Genomic DNA, 16,098 nt, shown 5'->3' with positions numbered 1-16,098 from the left:
GGTCATATCCGCGCGCACGGCGGCGGATTCAGCCGTCCTGGTTCTCGTCGGATTCGGACAGCAGCGGGTTCAGCCATGGCCGGAACTGGTAGTACGACTGGATCTTGTAGATCTCCTCGCCGGTCGACGACATGGCGAGGTAGTAGAGGAACTTGTCGTCGGCCACCTGGTGCCGAATTCCGGCCAGAAAATTCTCGATCCCCGGTTCCATCGGCACGGGAAGATCCGACGGATCCTTGGCCACGATGGTGAACGCGATCCGCTCGATCCTCGGGGAGTCCCAGCTGAGGGTGGCGTAGACCGCGAACGCCTGCTCGGTCAGCCGGAGCAAATGGCCGCCGGGCTCCGGGAGTTCCATGTCGCGGAAGATCGCGCGGATGCTGTCCGGATCGTTGCGGACCGTGCTGAGGTACAGGTTCACCGTGCGGTGCCGGTAGTCGATCGCGAACGTGGGGATCTGGTCGCCGTCCAGGCCGTGCCTGGTGAAGAAGCCCTGGTTCTGCGCCACGCTGGGCGGCATGGACGCGAGGCCGCCGAGCGACGAAGGCCGTTCCATGGCGTCCGGGGGGAACACCACGTACATCTTCTTGAGGCCGCCGGCGGCTCCGAAGTCCACGCCGTAGGAACGGACATCGCAGCGTTCCGTGATCTCGGAGAGAAGCGCGGAAACCGGATGGTCGGTACTCTCGATCAATCCCTGCGCCAGTGCGACGGAGTAGGGATCGGCGCCGCCAACCGGAACCGAGAAACGCCAGTCGACATCCTGGGAATACTGCTGTCCGGTCCCCATCCGGAAGGCGATCGCCGCATTCGGCAGCGCATCCGCGTACGTGGTCAGGATGGACCGGACCTTGTCTTCCGAAAACGGAACGTCGAGCACTCGGGCCGATTCCTCGATTGCCGAGCAGAGATCGGATAACTCGGGGCTCCAGGACATGTTTCCTCCACGGGTCGGAGCGTGCATTTGCCGCGAGTCTTGCCGAGGAGGCTCGAGACCCGGTCGAGTCCGATCACGCGGCCGCATCACTTCACGTGCTGCTTCCGGGGGTATGCGACCGGAATGTTGGCCGGGAAGTCGGCTGAATTGTTCCTCAGGTTCCGCTGATGGTCCGGCCGGGCATCGGCTCGGCCAGTGCGGCCCGCCGGGACGGCGCATCGAAGGGGTCGGCGAAGTACTGCGTCTCGTGGACCACGTGCCGGCCGGTGAATTCCATGACGCTCACCGAGTACGACGGCGCACCGTCGTAGGTGATGAGGCATTCGCTGACCCACAGGTCCCCGCCGCCGGTGATCCGCAGGACGGTGAAGTGACGGTCGGCCGGGTGCCCGCCGCGCTGCGCCGCGATCGCCGCGCGGCCGCGGTACCGCTCACCCGACTGCGGGTAGTCCAGGATCGCGTCGGTGGCGTAGATCGCGTGCTCGATCCCGGTGTCCCCGCGTTCCGAGGCCCGCCAGTGCTCCTCGATCGCGGCCCTGGTCAACGCGTCGGCATCCATGGCATCGCCCTTCCGTAGCGGGCACAGCCTAGGCATCGGGTGCCGCGGCAGGCCGGGAGCCTGGCGGACGCCGGCCGCCAAGTCCCCCCTTTGGCCTGATCGGAGGGCGGTGACGTCCACCGCGGCTCCCCTCCGGGGTCTCGTTTCGGTTCCGGCGATGTTTCGGGCTCGTGGGCAATCCAGGTTTTACCCAACGCCTCGGCTGTCGGTTTCCGGCCGCCTTCGGGCCGTCATGACCGGTACCGCGGACCGCTGGTGCGCAGCGGCAAACGTGCACTTCAGGCCAGGTGGTCGGGTTTCCGCCACGCTCCCCGCGGTGCCGGTCCGGACGGCGTCGCCGCGAGTGCCGGCCGGCCGCCTCGCGCCTCGCGCCGTCAGAAGACCGTCTGCAGAAGCGTTGACCGGCCCGTTTCCGCGCACTAGCCTCCCGGTCATTCCAGTGGAAGCAAGGTTCCAGTGAGTGGAAGTCCGACATGAGCGCTGTGCATCTGGAAGCCCCGACCGCCCTCGACGTGCGGCTGACCGACGTCGGGAAGACCTATCCCAACGGCGAGAACGCAGTCGTGGACATGAACCTCGGCGTCGAGCGTGGCGAGTTCTTCTCGCTGCTCGGGCCGTCGGGGTGCGGCAAGTCGACCACGCTGCGGATGCTGGCCGGCCTGGAGCAGCCCACCACCGGGACGGTGGCCATCGCCGGCCAGGACGTCACCGGGGTGCCGGCCAACCGGCGCCCGACCAACCTGGTCTTCCAGAAGCTGGCGCTCTTCCCGCATCTGACGGTGGCCGAGAACATCGCCTTCGGCCCGAAGATCGGCCGCATGCCGCGGGCGGCGGTCCGGTCCGTCGTCGAGGAGATGCTCGCCCTGGTCGACCTCGGCGACTACGCCGGCCGCAAGCCGGCGCAGCTGTCCGGCGGCCAGCAGCAGCGGGTGGCCATCGCCCGCGCCCTGGCCAACAAACCCGCCGTCCTCCTGCTCGACGAGCCCCTCGGCGCTCTCGACCTGCGGCTGCGCGTGCAGATGCAGCGCGCGCTGAAGCGGATCCAGCAGGAGTCCGGCACGACCTTCGTCTTCGTCACGCACGACCAGACCGAGGCGTTCACCGTCTCGGACCGGATCGCCGTGATGAACCGCGGCCGCGTCGAGCAGGTCGGCCGGCCCGACGAGCTCTACAACCGCCCCGCGACCGAGTTCGTCGCCACGTTCCTCGGCGACACGAACATCATCCGCGGCACCGCCGGTGACGGCGTGCTGCGGGCGGGGGAGTTCACCTGCCGCATCCCGGGCCCCGGGACGGCGCTGTCCATCAGGCCGGAGTCCATCGCCATGGGCCACCGGCTGACCACCGCGTTCGACAACCGCTTCACCGCCAGGGTGGCCGACGTGACCTTCCAGGGGGCCGGGGTCCGCTTCCAGGTGGAGGTGGCCGGCAACGGCCCGGCGCTGGTGGTCCAACTTTCCGCCAAGCAGGCGGCGGGGATCGCCACGGGGGACGAGGTCGAGATCGGCTGGCCGGCCGACGCGGCCGTGATGCTCGGCGGCACCGGCGGCACCGCCGGTGACCGGGCCGGCGAAGGAGCCGGCGAGGACGCGGAGCAGCACGGCACGGCGCACAGCGGCCGGGCGCACAACAGCGCGAAGAACTAGGGAGTGACCATGGAAGGCAGCACCACCACCCCCGGCACCGCTGACGCGGCAGCCGGCGGTTCCCCGGACCGCAGAGGCACCGGCACCCCGCTCACCCGGCGTTCGCTGCTGGCCGGCGGCGGCGCCGTCGCGGCAGGGCTGTTCCTCGCCGCCTGCGCCTCCAACAAGCAGCCCGGTTCGACGGGCAGTTCGGGCGGCGGCAAGAAGCTGGTCATCACCATGACGCCGTTCGCCGGCGCCGATCTGGGGCTGATGCCGCGGGAGTTCGCCAAGGAGTACCAGGACAAGCACCCCAACGTGCAGATCAAGATCGACGACACGTTGATCATGACGAAGCAGACCGCGGCCTACCAGGCCGACCCGCACAAGCCGCTGAACAACCTGGCGTTCTCCAACGGCGGTTACACCGCCACCGGCAAGTCCACCGGGATGTACCTCAAGCTCGACTACAGCCGCATACCCAACACCCAGTACCTGCACCCGAAGTTCGTCGAGGCCGACCACTGCGGCGTGGTGTTCGGGGCCGACCAGATGGGCCTGGTCTACAACTCCAAGACCTACCCCCAGGGCTTCAGCTCGTGGGCCGACCTGTGGGCGCCCGCGCAGAACGGCAAGCTCTGCTTCTTCTCCATCCCCTGGTGGGCGATCGGCATGGCCGCCAAGCTCCACGGCGGCGGCTGGGACGCCATGGACCCCGGCTTCAGCCTGTGGGCCGAGCACGCCAAGAACATCCGCACCATCGTGACGGCCAACCCCCAGTTCCTCAACGTGCTGTCCACCAGCGAGGCCCCGCTGACCTCCCACTACCTGGGGACGTCCACCGCCTGGCGCGCCCAGGGAGCGCCGATCGGCTACAGCCGCCCGGACGAGGGCGCCTTCTTCGACCCGGTCGGCATCAACATCAACTCCGGTTCCTCCGACGACCAGTTGGAGGTCTGCTACGACATCATCAACGAGATGCTGGCCCCCAAGTGGAACCAGCGCTGGGTGGACACCTCCGTGGAGATCCCCGCCGTCAGCACCTCCCGCCTCACCGACAAGCTCAAGGCCATCCCGGCCATCGCTGCAGGAGCCGACCAGAAGTTCGTCGACGTCGACTGGGCCACCGTCGGAAAGAGCATGACCGCCTGGACCGAGCGCTGGAACAAGGACGTCGTCTCCAAGATCTGACGTCCCACCACGAAAGGAAGGAAGCGCCCGATGGTGGACACCTCTGCGGGCAGCCTCGGCGGCACGGCCACGGCGGAACCCCCCGCACCCGCGCCGCGCACCCCCCGTCCGAAGCGCCCCGCCCGCGCGGCCGGGCGCCTGCGGGAACGGCGCACCGCGCTGCTGCTGCTGGCGCCCAGCGTGGTGCTGCTCATCGCGGTGTTCGCGTTCGCGATGGAGTCGCTGGTCGAGTACTCGCTGCAGAAGTACCAGCCCGGGGGCGTCAACACCACCGGCACGCTGGCCTCCTGGACGAAGGTGCTGGGTGACTCCTACTACTGGTCGGTGATCTGGCAGACCGTGCTCATCGGTCTGCTGGTCACCGCGATCACCGCGGTGGCCGGCTACCTCACCGCCCTCGCCCTGCACCACACCAAGCGTGCCGGATGGCGCAACACCGGCTACGCGGTGGTCTTCTCCTCGCTCATCTTCTCCGGCATCGCCTCCGTCTACTCCTGGCAACTCCTGCTGGGCCAGGAGGGGTTCGTCAACTCGGCGCTCGGCCTGGTCGGCATCGGCCCGGTGCACCTGCTCTACGAGCGCACCGCCGTGGTGGTCGCCCTGGTGCACACGCTGCTGCCGGTGATGGTGCTGCCGATCGTCAGCAGCCTGCGGCAGATCGACGGCACCCTGGTCGAGGCCGCCGACGACTTCGGCGCCTCGCGCCTGCGCACCTTCCGCACCATCACCCTGCCGCTCAGCGCACCCGGTCTCATCGCCGGCTGCCAGCTCACCTTCGCGCTGGCCATCTCCAGCTTCACCGCCCCCAGCCTGCTCGGCGGAGGGCGGGTGGCGATGCTGTCCACCACCATCTACTCGCTCGTCGGGACCACCGACTTCCCTGCCGCCTCCGTCTGCGCCCTGGTGCTGCTCGTGCTGGCCCTGGTGTCCGCCGGGGTGTTCGTCCTGATCCAGCGACGGTTCGCCGAAGCCGACCAGGGCGGGGTCACCGTCACCCCGTCCGCGCCCCGCGGCCTGCGCGGCATGGGCGTGTGGATGGTCGTGCTGTACGCCTTCCAGTTGCTGCCGGCGGTGATCGTGGTCATCAGCTCGATGTCCTCGGTCTCCTACGGGGTGTGGCCCCCGCCGAGCCTGTCCACCCGCTGGTACACCAACCTCTTCCACCAGGACGGCGTCATGCACGCCTTCCTCGGCAGCCTGTGGATCGGCGCGGTGGTGGCCGTCCTCGCGGTGCTGCTCGGCTCGGCCGCCGCCGTCGCGCTCGTCCGCCACCGCTTCCGCGGCAGCGGCGCGGTGCAGTCCGCGCTGTTCTCACCCGTCGTCGTACCGAAGATCGCCTTCGGCTTCGCGGTGTTCATGCTGCTCGCCAGGACCGGGATGGCCTCCGGGCGCGGGGCGGTGGTGCTCGCCCACACGGTGGCCACCGTGCCCTTCGTCATCGTGCTGCTGTCCGCGGCGCTGGCCAGGGCCGACCGCACCCTGGACCAGGCCGCCGTCGATCTCGGCGCCCGCCCGCTCACCGCGTTCCTGCGCTCCACGCTGCCGCAGATCGCCCCGGCCATGCTGGTCGGCGGGGTGTTCGCCTTCCTGGTCAGCTTCAACGAGATCGACCTGTCGATCTTCCTGCTCAACTCCGACCAGCAGACCCTGCCGGTGTGGATGTTCAGCTACCTGAACAACTATCAGGACCCCACCCCGGCAGCCCTGTCCACCGTGATGACCGCCCTGTCGGTCGTGGTCGTCGGCCTCGGCGCGCTCCTGCTGCGGTTCGTCCAGCGCGGCCGCCGGATCCTGCCGTGACCGCCGCGCACCGCGAGCCCCCACGACCCGCACCCGCCCGGCCCGCCCCCGCCCGCACCGGCCCCGAGGGAGATCCCACGATGCCCGAGCTCTTCCCGCGCCTGCGCCGCCTGTGCGACCTCGACGCCGCCTACCTGCGCGAGTACTCGGGGCTGCACGACCCGTACGACGGCACGATCGCCGACCTGTCGCCGGCCGGCGTGGCCTCTGCGCTGGCCGCGCTCGGCGGACCGCCGCTGCCCGACCCGCACGACGAGGCCCAGCTCGCCGCCACCGAGAACGCCATGCGCACCCGGTTCGGGCGGCTGCGCCAGCACCGCTACGACCCCTGGGTGCACGTCGAAGCCCTCGACCTGTCGCCCTACGACCGGCCCTACGCCGACGAAGCGGCACGCGAGGAGGCCAGGAGCCGGCACCTGCGGCACTGGCCGGACGCGGTGGACAACGCGCTGGAAGCACTCGACGAGGTCTCGGCGCCGGTCGCCGCCATGTTCCTGCCCGCGTCCCGCGGCCTGGCCGCCGGGGTACGGCCGGACGACGGCGACGACGGCCGCCGCGCCCTGGCCGCGCTCGACCGCCTCGCCGCCCACCTCGAACGCGCGGCACGGGAAGGCGAGCAGGCCCCCTCCCTCGGCCGCGACGACCTCACCGCGCTGCTCGGCTGCGAGGACCGCGTCGCGGTGGACATCGACGACCTGGCCGCGGTCGCGGACAGCGAGTACGCCCGGATGCACGACATCCTCGCCGACGCCGCCGCCCGGCTCGACCGCTCGCCCGGCACCGACCGTGCGGACCCGGCCGAACTGGTCCGCAGGGTCAACGCCGTCGTCCGGGCCGACCACGGCGACTTCCCGCGGATCGTGGCCGACACCCAGGCCCAGGTCGCCACCGCCGCCCGCTTCGTACGCGAGCGCGACCTCGTCCCCGTCGTCGACGACGCGTGCGTCATCGAACCGTCCCCGCCGGCCCGCAGCTGGGCGGCCGGCCGGGTGAGCTGGACCGCGCCCTGGGAGACCTGCGGCCACTCGATCTTCCACGTGACCGGGCCGGCCGCCGGCTGGTCGGCGGAGGACCGGCGGGCCTGGCTGGAGCGGTTCAACCGCCCCGCCATGGCGGTGATGACCGTCCACGAGATCGGCCCCGGGCACTGCAGCCACGCCCTGATGATGGGCCAGGTGGACAACCCCGTCCGCAAGACCCTCTGGTCGGAGCTGTTCTTCGAGGGGTGGGCCCACTACGCCGAGGAGATGATGTGGGAGGAGGGCTACCAGGACGACACCCCGCTCTACCAGTTCGGCATGGCGCAGGAAGCCATGATGCGGGTCGTGCGCGTCCAGGCGGTGCTCGGCATCCACACCGGCGCCCTCACCCTGGACGAGGCCACCGCCCTGTTCGAGCAGCGGGCGTTCCTGGCCGGCCCCGCCGCCCGCGCCGAAGCGCTGCGCGCGGTGTGGGAGCCCACCTGCGTGCGCTACACCTGGGGCAAGGTCCTCATGCGGCGGCTGCGCGACCAGGCCCGCGCAGCCTGGGGCCCCGGCTTCTCCCTGCCGCGCTTCCACCGCGAACTGATGGCGTTCGGCTCCCCGCCCGTCGGCCTCGTGGCCGGTGCCATGGGCATCGCGCCACCACCGCGCGAGGCGGGGGAGGAGGGCGTGCCGCGATGACCGACGCACGCAAGTCCCGCCCGGCCGGGACCGACGCAGGCGAGGCGACCGCCGCCGACGGCGAACACCCTTACTGCGCCCGCGACATGGCGAACGGCGAACACCCGCGGTACGCCCGCGACGTGGAGCAGGGCCCCAAGCCGGCCGCCCACGGCACCACCGCCATGGTCTCGGCCTCGCACCCCGCCGTCGCCGACGCGATGGAAGCCGTGGTGCGCCGCGGCGGCAACGCGATGGACGCGGTGCTGACCGCCGTCCCCCTGCAGGCCGTCGTCGAACCGCAGATGACCACGCTGGCCGGCGGCATGTCCGTGCTGTACTACGACGCCGGCCGCCGCGCCTTCTCCTACGTCGACGGCGAACTCGACCACACCCGCGACGATCCGCCGGTGGCCGCCACCTGGGACCAGTACGGCGCGGTGGACGGCGCCCTCGACCCCGGCTCCGGCCGCAGGACCGGCGTGCCCGGCACCGTGGCCGGCATGCACGAGGCCATGACCGGCCACGGCACCCTGGCCTGGGCGGACTACTTCGCCCCCGCGATCGAGGCGGCCGGCAGTGGCTTCCCCATGTACTCCTTCCTCTACGGCGAGACGTTCGCGGCCGCCGGCCGCCTCGCCGTACACCCCTCCGGGCGTGCGGAGTTCCTCCCGGGCGGGCACGTACCGGCGGTCGGCGCCCCCGTGGTGCGGCCCGCCCTCGCCGAGACCCTGCGCCGCATCGCCGCGGACGGCCCCGACCACCTCTACCGCGGCCCCTGGGCACAGCGCTTCGTGGCAGCCGTGCGCGCCACCGGCGGCACCCTGACCGCCGGCGACCTCGCCGGCTACGCCGCCCGCGTCCTGGAACCCACCCGCGCCACCTACCACGGGTACGACATCGTCGGCGCCCCGCCGCCGTCCGCCGCCGGCGTGATGATCTCCCTGACGCTCGGCATCCTCGAACACGCCGAACTGCCGTCGCTGGGCCACTACACCACCGAGGCCGAGGCTCTGGAAGTGCTGCGCCGCGCGGTCGCGTTCGGCGAGTTCTTCACCGAACGCTTCGTCAGGGACCCGCTGTCCTACCAGGTCCCCGACGCCCGGCTGCTCGCACCGGAGTTCGCCGCCTCGCTCGCCGCCCTGGTCCGCGGCTCAGCCCGCCGCGACCCGCTCCCCGCGGGCCCGCCGCGCCCCGCGGCGCACGGCGCCCCGCACGCGACCAACACCGACCACGTGGTCGCCGTCGACGGGGACGGCAACATGGCGTCGCTGACGCACAGCGTCTACGGCACCACCTTCGGGACCGGCCTGGTGGTCGACGGCATCCACGCCAACAGCGGCAACGGCTTCCCCGGCACCGGCTCCGGCCCCGGGCGGCGCGCCCTGTCGCCCTTCCCGCCGACGATGGCCGCCCGCGACGGCGTGGCCTTCCTCGCACTCGGCTCACCCGGCCTGTCCGCACGGGCCACCGCCCTCGTCCTCGCCAACCACCTCGGCTACGGCCTGGACCTGGCGAGCGCGATCGACCAGCCGCGCTTCCAAGGCGCCCAAGTGGACCAGCCGTTCACCGTCGAAGCCCGCATCGATCCGGCCGTGCTTGAGGAGTTGACGGTCCGTTACGGCGCCGACGTGCGCCTGACGACCCCGTACCACTGGCACTTCGGCGCCGTCCACGCGGTCGCCGTCGACGCCGACGGCACCCGGCGCGGATACTGCGACCCGCGGCGCCCGGGCCGGGCCACTGGATGGTGAACGGCCCGGCCGGCAACCGCCGGACAACGCGCAAGCCCAGGGGACGACAGGAGACGAACAGCCATGGCACAGGGGAACGGAAGCAGCGCAGCAGCGGACCCCTCCGACACCACCAAGTCGCCCAGCTACATGGGGCGGATCCTCAACCTGCTGGAACTGTCGGTGATCGCCGACAGCGCCCCGCTGACACTGAGCGGACTGGCCACCGCGGCCGACGCGCCGCTGTCCACCGTCTCCCGGCTGACCGCCCAACTGGTCGCCTGGGGATTCCTCAACGAGACCGCGGAACACCGGTTCGTGCCCGGCCGCCGGCTGGTCGCCATGGCCACCGCCGTCGGTGAGCACCTCTACAGCAACGACCGCCTCCAGCAGGCGACCCGGCACCTCACCGGCGTCACCGGGGAGTCCACCACCGCCGGCCGCATCGTCGGCAACAGCATGTACATCATCGCCCGCACCGAATCCGAGCAGCCGCTGCGCTCGGTCAGCCGGATCGGCGAGGTCATCCCGCCGCACAGTTCCGCGCTGGGCAAGGCGATCATGTCCCGGCTGCCGCGCTCCCGGCAGCTCGCCCTCCTGGGAGGCGCGGGCCTGGAGGACCCGGAGGCGGTCCTGGAGAAGATGCAGCCCGAACTGGAGGAGGCCCGCCGCTGCGGCTACGCGGTGGACGAGGAGACCTACACCGTGGGCCTGCGATGCCGCGCCGCCGCGGTGATCGGCCCCGACGGCACCGCCGTCGCGGGCCTGTCCATCAGCGGGCCGGCCGCCCGCTTCGTGCACGAACTGGCCGAGCAGGCCGTCCCCGCCCTGTGCCGGGAGGCCGCCGCCATCGGAGACCTGCGGTGACGCCCGGGCCGGCGGCCCCGGCCCGGCACACCGTGCCCGTACCGAACAGCACCGAGGAGTAACCGCACATGAACGACACCGCCACCCCCGCCGCCGGCCGCACCGTCGAGACCGTCCCCGTCACGCGGCTGGGCAACGGCCACGACCTGGCGCTGACCGTCCACCGCGTCGTCGGCGCCCGCCCCGGCCCCACGCTGGTCGCCTTCGGCGGGATCCACGGCGACGAGGCGATGGGACCGGAGGAGGTACGCCGCCTGGTCTCCTCGGTCACCACCGACGAACTGGCCGGCACCATCGTCGCCGTCCCCGTCGCCAACCCCTACGCCTACGACGCGATGTGCCGCTTCACCCCGCAGGACGGCCTCAACCTCAACCGCATCTTCCCCGGCGACCGCAACGGCTCGGTGACCGAGCAACTCGCCGCCGTGCTCGCCGAGATCATGCTCCAGGCCGACTACTTCATCGACTTCCACTCCAGCGGCCTGTACTCCACCGTCGAGTACTCCTACCTGATGGACGACGGCCGGGCGATGGCCACCAGCTTCGGCGCCTCCCTCCTCTACCACCACGCCCCCTACGAGGGCACCTCCAACGCGTGGGCCATCAAGAACGGCATCGCCTCCACCGTCTGCGAACTCGGCGGCGGCGGGCAGCTCACCGACACCTACCTCGCCAAGGCCGTACGCCAGGGCCGCAACATGCTCAAGGGCATCGGCATGCTCGACGGCGAGCCGGAGACCCTGGTGGAGCAGCAGACCGTGATGACCGAACTGGTCACCCTGCGCCCCACCAAGGGCGGCGCCATGATCGCGCACTTCGGCCCCGAGCGCCTCGGCGAGACGATCAAGGGCGGCACCGTGCTCGGAGAGGTCGTCGACCCCTACACCTTCGAGGTGCTGGAGGAGCTCGTCGCCCCCTTCGAGTCCAACATCCTCGTCCTCAGCAGGGAGGGCTACACCCGGACGTCGCCGGGCGACTACGGCTTCATGGTCGGCAACGCCGGCACCACGACCACCGTCGAGGAGATCTTCGCCTCCTGACGGCCCGCGCCGCACGCCCAGAAGGAGCCGCGGGCGGGCCCCGACGGGCACGACGAAACACGAGGAAAGGAGCACCGGCACCGATGAACATCAGGCACGTCACCGTGGTCGACCCCGAGCACGAACAGCTGCTCGGCGACCGGCGGATCACCCTGGACGGCGACCGGATCACCGCCGTCGCCGCCGACACCACCGAGCCGCTGCGCGCGGGCGACCTGGACGGGACCGGGCTGTACGCGGTGCCGGGACTCATCGACTGCCACGTGCACGTCACGTCGGTCACCGCCGACGAGTGGGGCGACACCGCGCTGCCGCCGAGCTACGTCACCGCGCACGCGCTGCGCGAACTGCGCCGGATGCTGGACTGCGGGTTCACCGCCGTCCGGGACGCCGGCGGAGCCGACGCCGGCCTCGCCGAGGCCCTCGACGAGGGCATCGCCCCCGGCCCCCGGCTCCATGTGTGCGGGCGCGCCCTGTCCCAGACCGGCGGGCACGGCGACCTGCGCCCGCGCGGCCGCCTGCACGCCGACGACCACCCGGCCGTCCCCGGCATCGGCCGGGTGGTCGACGGCACCGACGCGATGCGGATCGCCGTGCGCGAACAGGTGCGCGCCGGGGCCTCCTTCATCAAGCTCATGCTGTCCGGGGGCATCTCCAGCCCCACCGACCGGATCGACGGGGCGCAGTACTCCGACGACGAGATCCGGGTCGCGGTGGAGGAGGCGGAACGCGCCGGCATCTACTGCGCCGGACACGCCTACACCCCCGAGGCGGTGGCCCGCGCGCTGCGGCTGGGCGTGCGCACCATCGAGCACGGCAACCTCCTCGGCCCGGCGGAGGCCGCGCTGTTCGCCGGCCACGGCGCCTACTACGTACCCACCCTGGTCACCTACACGGTCCTCGCCGAGGAAGGCCCCCGCTTCGGACTGCCGCCGCAGAGCGTGGCCAAGGTCGCGGCGGTGGCCGACGGGGGACTGGCCGCCCTCGGCCACGCCCACCGGGCGGGCGCCCCCATCGCCTTCGGCACCGACCTGCTCGGGCAGATGCGCGGCCACCAGCCACGCGAGTTCGCCCTGCGGGCCCGGGTCCAGCCCGGCTGGGCGGTGCTGCGCAGCGCCACCACCACCGGCGCCCGGCTGCTCGGTGCCGCCGGAACCCTCGGCGTGATCGCCCCCGGCGCCCTCGGCGACATCGTGCTGACCCGGCACGACCCGGGCACGCACGTCGAACTGCTGGCGGACCCCGAGGCCGAGATCGCCGTGGTCGTGTCCCGCGGACGCCTGGCCGTCAGCCGCTAGCGGCACGCCGCCCGCCCACCCGACCGCCGAACCACCTCCACCTTTTCACCCATCACCCGCGAGACAGGTAGACGCATGCCCGAATCCCCTCATCCCACCGGTTCCACCCGCCCCTGCGGGCGTGTGGCGGCCTTCCCGATCGGCCTGGGCGGCATGCGGCTGTCCATCGAGGGGCGCCCCGATCGCGCCCAGGCCGTGGACACCGTCCACGCGGCGCTCGACGCCGGGGTCACCCTCCTCGACAGCGCCTCCGCGTACCACGTCGGCGCCGACGAAGTGGGGCACAACGAGGTGCTGTTCGCCGACGCGCTCGACAGCTGGCCGGGCGACGCCTCGCGGATCACCGTGGCCACCAAGGCCGGTCGGGTCCGGCCCGGCGACGGCCGCTGGCTCACCGACAGCAGCCCCGACCACCTCGTCCGCTCCGCCCACGAGTCCCTCGCCCGGCTGCGCGTCGACCGCATCGACCTGTTCTTCCTGCACGCCCCGGACCCCGAGGTGCCGCTCAAGGACTCCCTCGCGGCCCTGCGCCAGCTGGTGGACGACGCGGTGGTCGCCGAGGTCGGCGTCTCCAACGTCACCGCGCCCCAACTCGACCTCGCCCAGGACGTGCTGGGCGACGCGCTGGTCGCCGTGCAGAACGAGTTCTCGCCGAGCGCACTCCAGCACCTCGACGTCCTGCGCAGAAGCGAGCAGCTCGGCCTCGCGTTCCTGGCCTGGCGCCCGCTGGGCACCGTCGGCCGGAAGGACGACGCGCTGACCGCGGCCTTCACCGAGGTCGCTCGCGCCCACGGGGCCAGCCCGCAGGCCGCGGTGCTCGCCTGGCTGCTGGCGGTCAGCCCCGCGATGATCCCCATCCCGGGAGCCCGCCGCCCCCGGACCGCGCGCGACTCCGCCGCCGCGGCGCACCTGCGCCTGTCGCCCGGGGCCCTGAACACCCTGAACGCCGCAACCGGCCTCGCGGCGCCGCCTCCTGCCGGCTGACCGCCCGCGCCTCATCGCCTGCGCACATCTCCGGCCCGGGACCCTGGCGGGTCAACTCCTCGGTGCCGGTGCGCCGGAGGGCGCGCGGCCGCCGTCCGAGCGAGGGCGCCGCAGCGTGAAGGTGTCCGCGGGCTCGACCACGCCGTAGGGGCCGGTGACCGCGTAGTAGGTGACGGACAGGGTCGTCGGGGCGCCGGGACCCGCGCCGGGATCGACGGTGAACGCCGCGAAGCCATAGGGGTTGACCCGGTCGCGGAAGGCGGACCAGGGGGCGGGCTCGGTGACGTACACCGGCGTCCGCTTGCCGTTCGCGCCGACCGGTCCGACGCCGGTGATGACGTTGCACTGCGGGGTGTCGAAGAGGACGTCGGTCGAAGGAACGGACGTGCCCCCGCCGCCGATGACCATGTGGACGGTGCCGGCCGAGGTGTCCACCACGTCGGTACGGGTGGCCGCCGGGTCGGGGGTCAGCGTGTCGTTGGGCTGCGCGCCCCTGATCGGGTGGGACCGCTCGTAGTGGTGCTCGTGGCCGCACACGACCACGTCCACGCCGTGGCGGTCGAACAGCGGCAGCCACTCCTGGCGGATCGCCAGGTCCGCGCCGTTGCCCGGGTGGTCGGCGGTGGACACGGCGACCTGGTGCATCACGACCACGATCCAGTCGATGTTCCGGTCGGCCCGGGAGCGCGCCAACTCCGCCTCCAGCCAGCGCCGTTGCGCGCCGCCGGAGTAGCCGCGGACATAGCTGCTGCCGGCGTCCTGGTAGACGATGTCGTCGTTGGCCAGGCTGACCACGCGCACCGAGCCGACGGTGAAGGCGTACCACAGGCCGCGGGTTTCCGGATCGCCGCCGTTGCCCGGCAGCGCGAAGTACGCCTGGTAGGCGCCGAACCCGATCGGGCCGTTGCCCAGCTCGTTCTCGTGGTTGCCGGCCGCCGGCATCCAGGGGCGGAACCGCGCGGACCTGCTGGTCATGTCGAACCAGTCCGACCAGGTGCGGATCCGGTCCTGCGCCAGATTGGCGTAGCACAGGTCGCCGTTGACCAGGTGGAACAGCGGTGCGACCCGTTCGACGGCGGTCGTGACGTCGTTGGCGTACGGGGAACCCAGGTTGTCGTTGAGGTACGTCAGCTTCGCGGTGACCTTCGGCGGCCGCGGCCCGTCGAGCCGGCCGACCGTCGGCGTGCCCTGGTCGCCGAAGCTGGTGAAGGTGAACGGCGCGCGTCCGGCCGGCCCGGTCCGGAACGACCCCGGCTCGGGCGTCGTCCCGTCGTGCACGGCCGCGTAGACGTAGTCCGTACCGGGCCGCAGCCCCGCCAGCGCCGCGTGGTGCACGTAGAGGCTCTGCCCGGACTGGGCGTCCTTGTAGTACGTGGTGCGGGCCGCCTTCTCGCCGCCCAGCCCGTGCGTTGCCGTGCCCAGCAGCACGCGCGGGTTCCGCACCGGCACCGGGGTCTGCCAGGACACCACGACCTCGCGGGCCGCGTCCGCCCCGAACTGCAGGTGCAGCCCGCTCACCGGCGGCATGCCGGAGCCCTCGGGCCGCAGCCACAGCACCGGGGAGGCAGCCGCGGTACCGGCGTCGGCGAGCGCGCCGAGTCCCGCGGCCGCCGTTCCGGCCGCGACGACCAGCCCGCGCCGGCTCACCCGGCCGGTGCTCTCCCGCCCGGCGGGCGGTGGGTCGATGGGCCGTCGCTCCGCTGCGGCCGGTGCGGTCGAAGAAGCCTCACGGGGCCCGGTCGATGGAGGTGTTGTCGTCATGCACCGCAAGCTCCCACGCACGGACCGCCCGCCCACACCGGCCCGTTGTGAACAGTGCCGCAACCGGTGCTACGCGCAGGCGACCCCCGGCCGAACCCCGACAACCACATCCCCGTGGGACGTTGCGGCGGGCCGCCGGCCCGGCGCAGGCTGGCCGGGTGGACGGAGCGAGGACGAACGAGAACGGGACGGCCCGCGCGGCGGAAGCCCCGACGGATGAGACGGCGGGCTCGGTCCCGGAGGCGGTGCGCACGCTGGACGCCGCGCTGCGCACCCTGCGGCACGGACGGTTCGGCATGTACGGGCCCTGGGTGCGGGAGCGGTTCCTGTCCGGCCTGCCCGTCACCGTCACGGCGACCGGCTACCGCGTCCTGCGCTTCGTCGAGGCCAGCACCCCGCCGCCGCCGACCGTCTCCGACATCGCGGACCTGCTGCTCACCGACCGCGCCCGCGCCGTACGGGTCGTCGACGGCCTCGCCGGGGTGGGCTGGTCGAACGTGTCCACGACACCGTCGACCGGCGCGTCCGCCGCGTGGCGCTCACCGGTGCCGGCCGCGGCCTGCTCGACGCAGCCACCGCCGCCCGCACCCGCCGGCTGGCCGCCGCCATCGCCGGCTGGCCCGCACAGGACCTCACCGACCTGGCCGCACTCCTGACCCG

At 72.5% G+C, this 16,098-nt stretch carries 13 protein-coding genes; 10 read left to right on the top strand and 3 right to left on the bottom strand.

Annotated features, from left to right (window positions below; genetic code table 11):
* Nucleotides 1-28: 28 nt before the first annotated feature.
* A complete protein-coding gene (locus ACH4TG_RS15210) occupies nt 29-937 on the bottom strand; it encodes an aromatic prenyltransferase (protein ID WP_398242725.1) in 909 nt (302 codons plus the stop codon).
* 154 nt (nt 938-1,091) lie between these two features.
* Complete coding sequence (locus tag ACH4TG_RS15205; RefSeq protein ID WP_398242724.1) at nt 1,092-1,496, bottom strand: nuclear transport factor 2 family protein; 405 nt, start codon at nt 1,494-1,496, stop codon at nt 1,092-1,094.
* A 473-nt stretch (nt 1,497-1,969) separates the two neighbouring features.
* On the opposite strand from ACH4TG_RS15205, the gene ACH4TG_RS15200 reads away from it, so the two are divergent.
* The 9 genes from ACH4TG_RS15200 (at nt 1,970) to ACH4TG_RS15160 (ending at nt 13,677) form a co-directional block, all read left to right on the top strand.
* A complete protein-coding gene (locus tag ACH4TG_RS15200; RefSeq protein ID WP_398242723.1) occupies nt 1,970-3,142 on the top strand; it encodes an ABC transporter ATP-binding protein in 1,173 nt (390 codons plus the stop codon).
* A gap of 9 nt (nt 3,143-3,151) precedes the next feature.
* The gene (locus tag ACH4TG_RS15195; RefSeq protein ID WP_398242722.1) at nt 3,152-4,312 is read left to right on the top strand and encodes a PotD/PotF family extracellular solute-binding protein; all 1,161 of its coding nucleotides are present in this window, start codon (nt 3,152-3,154) and stop codon (nt 4,310-4,312) included.
* Between the two features lie 30 nt (nt 4,313-4,342).
* On the top strand, nt 4,343-6,112 hold the full coding sequence (locus tag ACH4TG_RS15190) for an ABC transporter permease subunit (protein ID WP_398242721.1): 1,770 nt from the start codon (nt 4,343-4,345) through the stop codon (nt 6,110-6,112).
* 80 nt (nt 6,113-6,192) lie between these two features.
* On the top strand, nt 6,193-7,776 hold the full coding sequence (locus ACH4TG_RS15185; RefSeq protein ID WP_398242720.1) for a DUF885 family protein: 1,584 nt from the start codon (nt 6,193-6,195) through the stop codon (nt 7,774-7,776).
* Entirely contained in the window at nt 7,773-9,509 is a 1,737-nt protein-coding gene (locus ACH4TG_RS15180) for a gamma-glutamyltransferase family protein (protein ID WP_398242719.1), read from the top strand. The genes ACH4TG_RS15185 and ACH4TG_RS15180 overlap by 4 nt, the downstream gene beginning before the upstream one ends.
* 63 nt (nt 9,510-9,572) lie before the next feature.
* Nucleotides 9,573-10,355 carry an IclR family transcriptional regulator gene (locus tag ACH4TG_RS15175; protein ID WP_398242717.1) on the top strand — a complete coding sequence of 261 codons (783 nt, stop codon included), beginning with the start codon at nt 9,573-9,575 and terminating at the stop codon, nt 10,353-10,355.
* Nucleotides 10,356-10,423: 68 nt separating this feature from the next.
* The gene (locus tag ACH4TG_RS15170) at nt 10,424-11,395 is read left to right on the top strand and encodes a succinylglutamate desuccinylase/aspartoacylase family protein (RefSeq protein ID WP_398242716.1); all 972 of its coding nucleotides are present in this window, start codon (nt 10,424-10,426) and stop codon (nt 11,393-11,395) included.
* Between the two features lie 83 nt (nt 11,396-11,478).
* The gene (locus tag ACH4TG_RS15165) at nt 11,479-12,693 is read left to right on the top strand and encodes an amidohydrolase family protein (RefSeq protein ID WP_398242715.1); all 1,215 of its coding nucleotides are present in this window, start codon (nt 11,479-11,481) and stop codon (nt 12,691-12,693) included.
* A 75-nt stretch (nt 12,694-12,768) separates the two neighbouring features.
* Nucleotides 12,769-13,677, top strand: a complete 909-nt coding sequence (locus ACH4TG_RS15160) for an aldo/keto reductase (RefSeq protein WP_398242714.1) — start codon at nt 12,769-12,771, stop codon at nt 13,675-13,677.
* A 51-nt stretch (nt 13,678-13,728) separates the two neighbouring features.
* Here the strand turns inward: ACH4TG_RS15160 and ACH4TG_RS15155 are convergent, their stop codons facing one another.
* Nucleotides 13,729-15,324, bottom strand: coding sequence for a purple acid phosphatase family protein (locus tag ACH4TG_RS15155; RefSeq protein WP_398242713.1), 1,596 nt, complete (start codon nt 15,322-15,324; stop codon nt 13,729-13,731).
* 272 nt (nt 15,325-15,596) lie between these two features.
* Between ACH4TG_RS15155 and ACH4TG_RS15150 the strand changes: the two genes are divergently transcribed.
* A complete protein-coding gene (locus tag ACH4TG_RS15150; RefSeq protein WP_398242712.1) occupies nt 15,597-16,094 on the top strand; it encodes a hypothetical protein in 498 nt (165 codons plus the stop codon).
* Nucleotides 16,095-16,098 lie beyond the last annotated feature (4 nt).

The sequence above is a fragment of the Streptomyces sp. NPDC020917 genome (genome assembly GCF_044333795.1).
Lineage (GTDB): Bacteria > Actinomycetota > Actinomycetes > Streptomycetales > Streptomycetaceae > Actinacidiphila.
This window is presented reverse-complemented; position numbering and strand designations above follow the sequence as displayed.

Bases quoted from the DNA above. Each gene is read 5' to 3' on its own strand.
- ACH4TG_RS15175 (WP_398242717.1), top strand. From the start codon at position 9,573: ATGGCACAGGGGAACGGAAGCAGCGCAGCAGCGGACCCCTCCGACACC.
- ACH4TG_RS15185 (WP_398242720.1), top strand. From the start codon at position 6,193: ATGCCCGAGCTCTTCCCGCGCCTGCGCCGCCTGTGCGACCTCGACGCC.
- ACH4TG_RS15210 (WP_398242725.1), bottom strand. From the start codon at position 937: ATGTCCTGGAGCCCCGAGTTATCCGATCTCTGCTCGGCAATCGAGGAA.
- ACH4TG_RS15180 (WP_398242719.1), top strand. From the start codon at position 7,773: ATGACCGACGCACGCAAGTCCCGCCCGGCCGGGACCGACGCAGGCGAG.
- ACH4TG_RS15160 (WP_398242714.1), top strand. From the start codon at position 12,769: ATGCCCGAATCCCCTCATCCCACCGGTTCCACCCGCCCCTGCGGGCGT.
- ACH4TG_RS15190 (WP_398242721.1), top strand. From the start codon at position 4,343: ATGGTGGACACCTCTGCGGGCAGCCTCGGCGGCACGGCCACGGCGGAA.
- ACH4TG_RS15195 (WP_398242722.1), top strand. From the start codon at position 3,152: ATGGAAGGCAGCACCACCACCCCCGGCACCGCTGACGCGGCAGCCGGC.
- ACH4TG_RS15170 (WP_398242716.1), top strand. From the start codon at position 10,424: ATGAACGACACCGCCACCCCCGCCGCCGGCCGCACCGTCGAGACCGTC.
- ACH4TG_RS15200 (WP_398242723.1), top strand. From the start codon at position 1,970: ATGAGCGCTGTGCATCTGGAAGCCCCGACCGCCCTCGACGTGCGGCTG.
- ACH4TG_RS15205 (WP_398242724.1), bottom strand. From the start codon at position 1,496: ATGGATGCCGACGCGTTGACCAGGGCCGCGATCGAGGAGCACTGGCGG.
- ACH4TG_RS15165 (WP_398242715.1), top strand. From the start codon at position 11,479: ATGAACATCAGGCACGTCACCGTGGTCGACCCCGAGCACGAACAGCTG.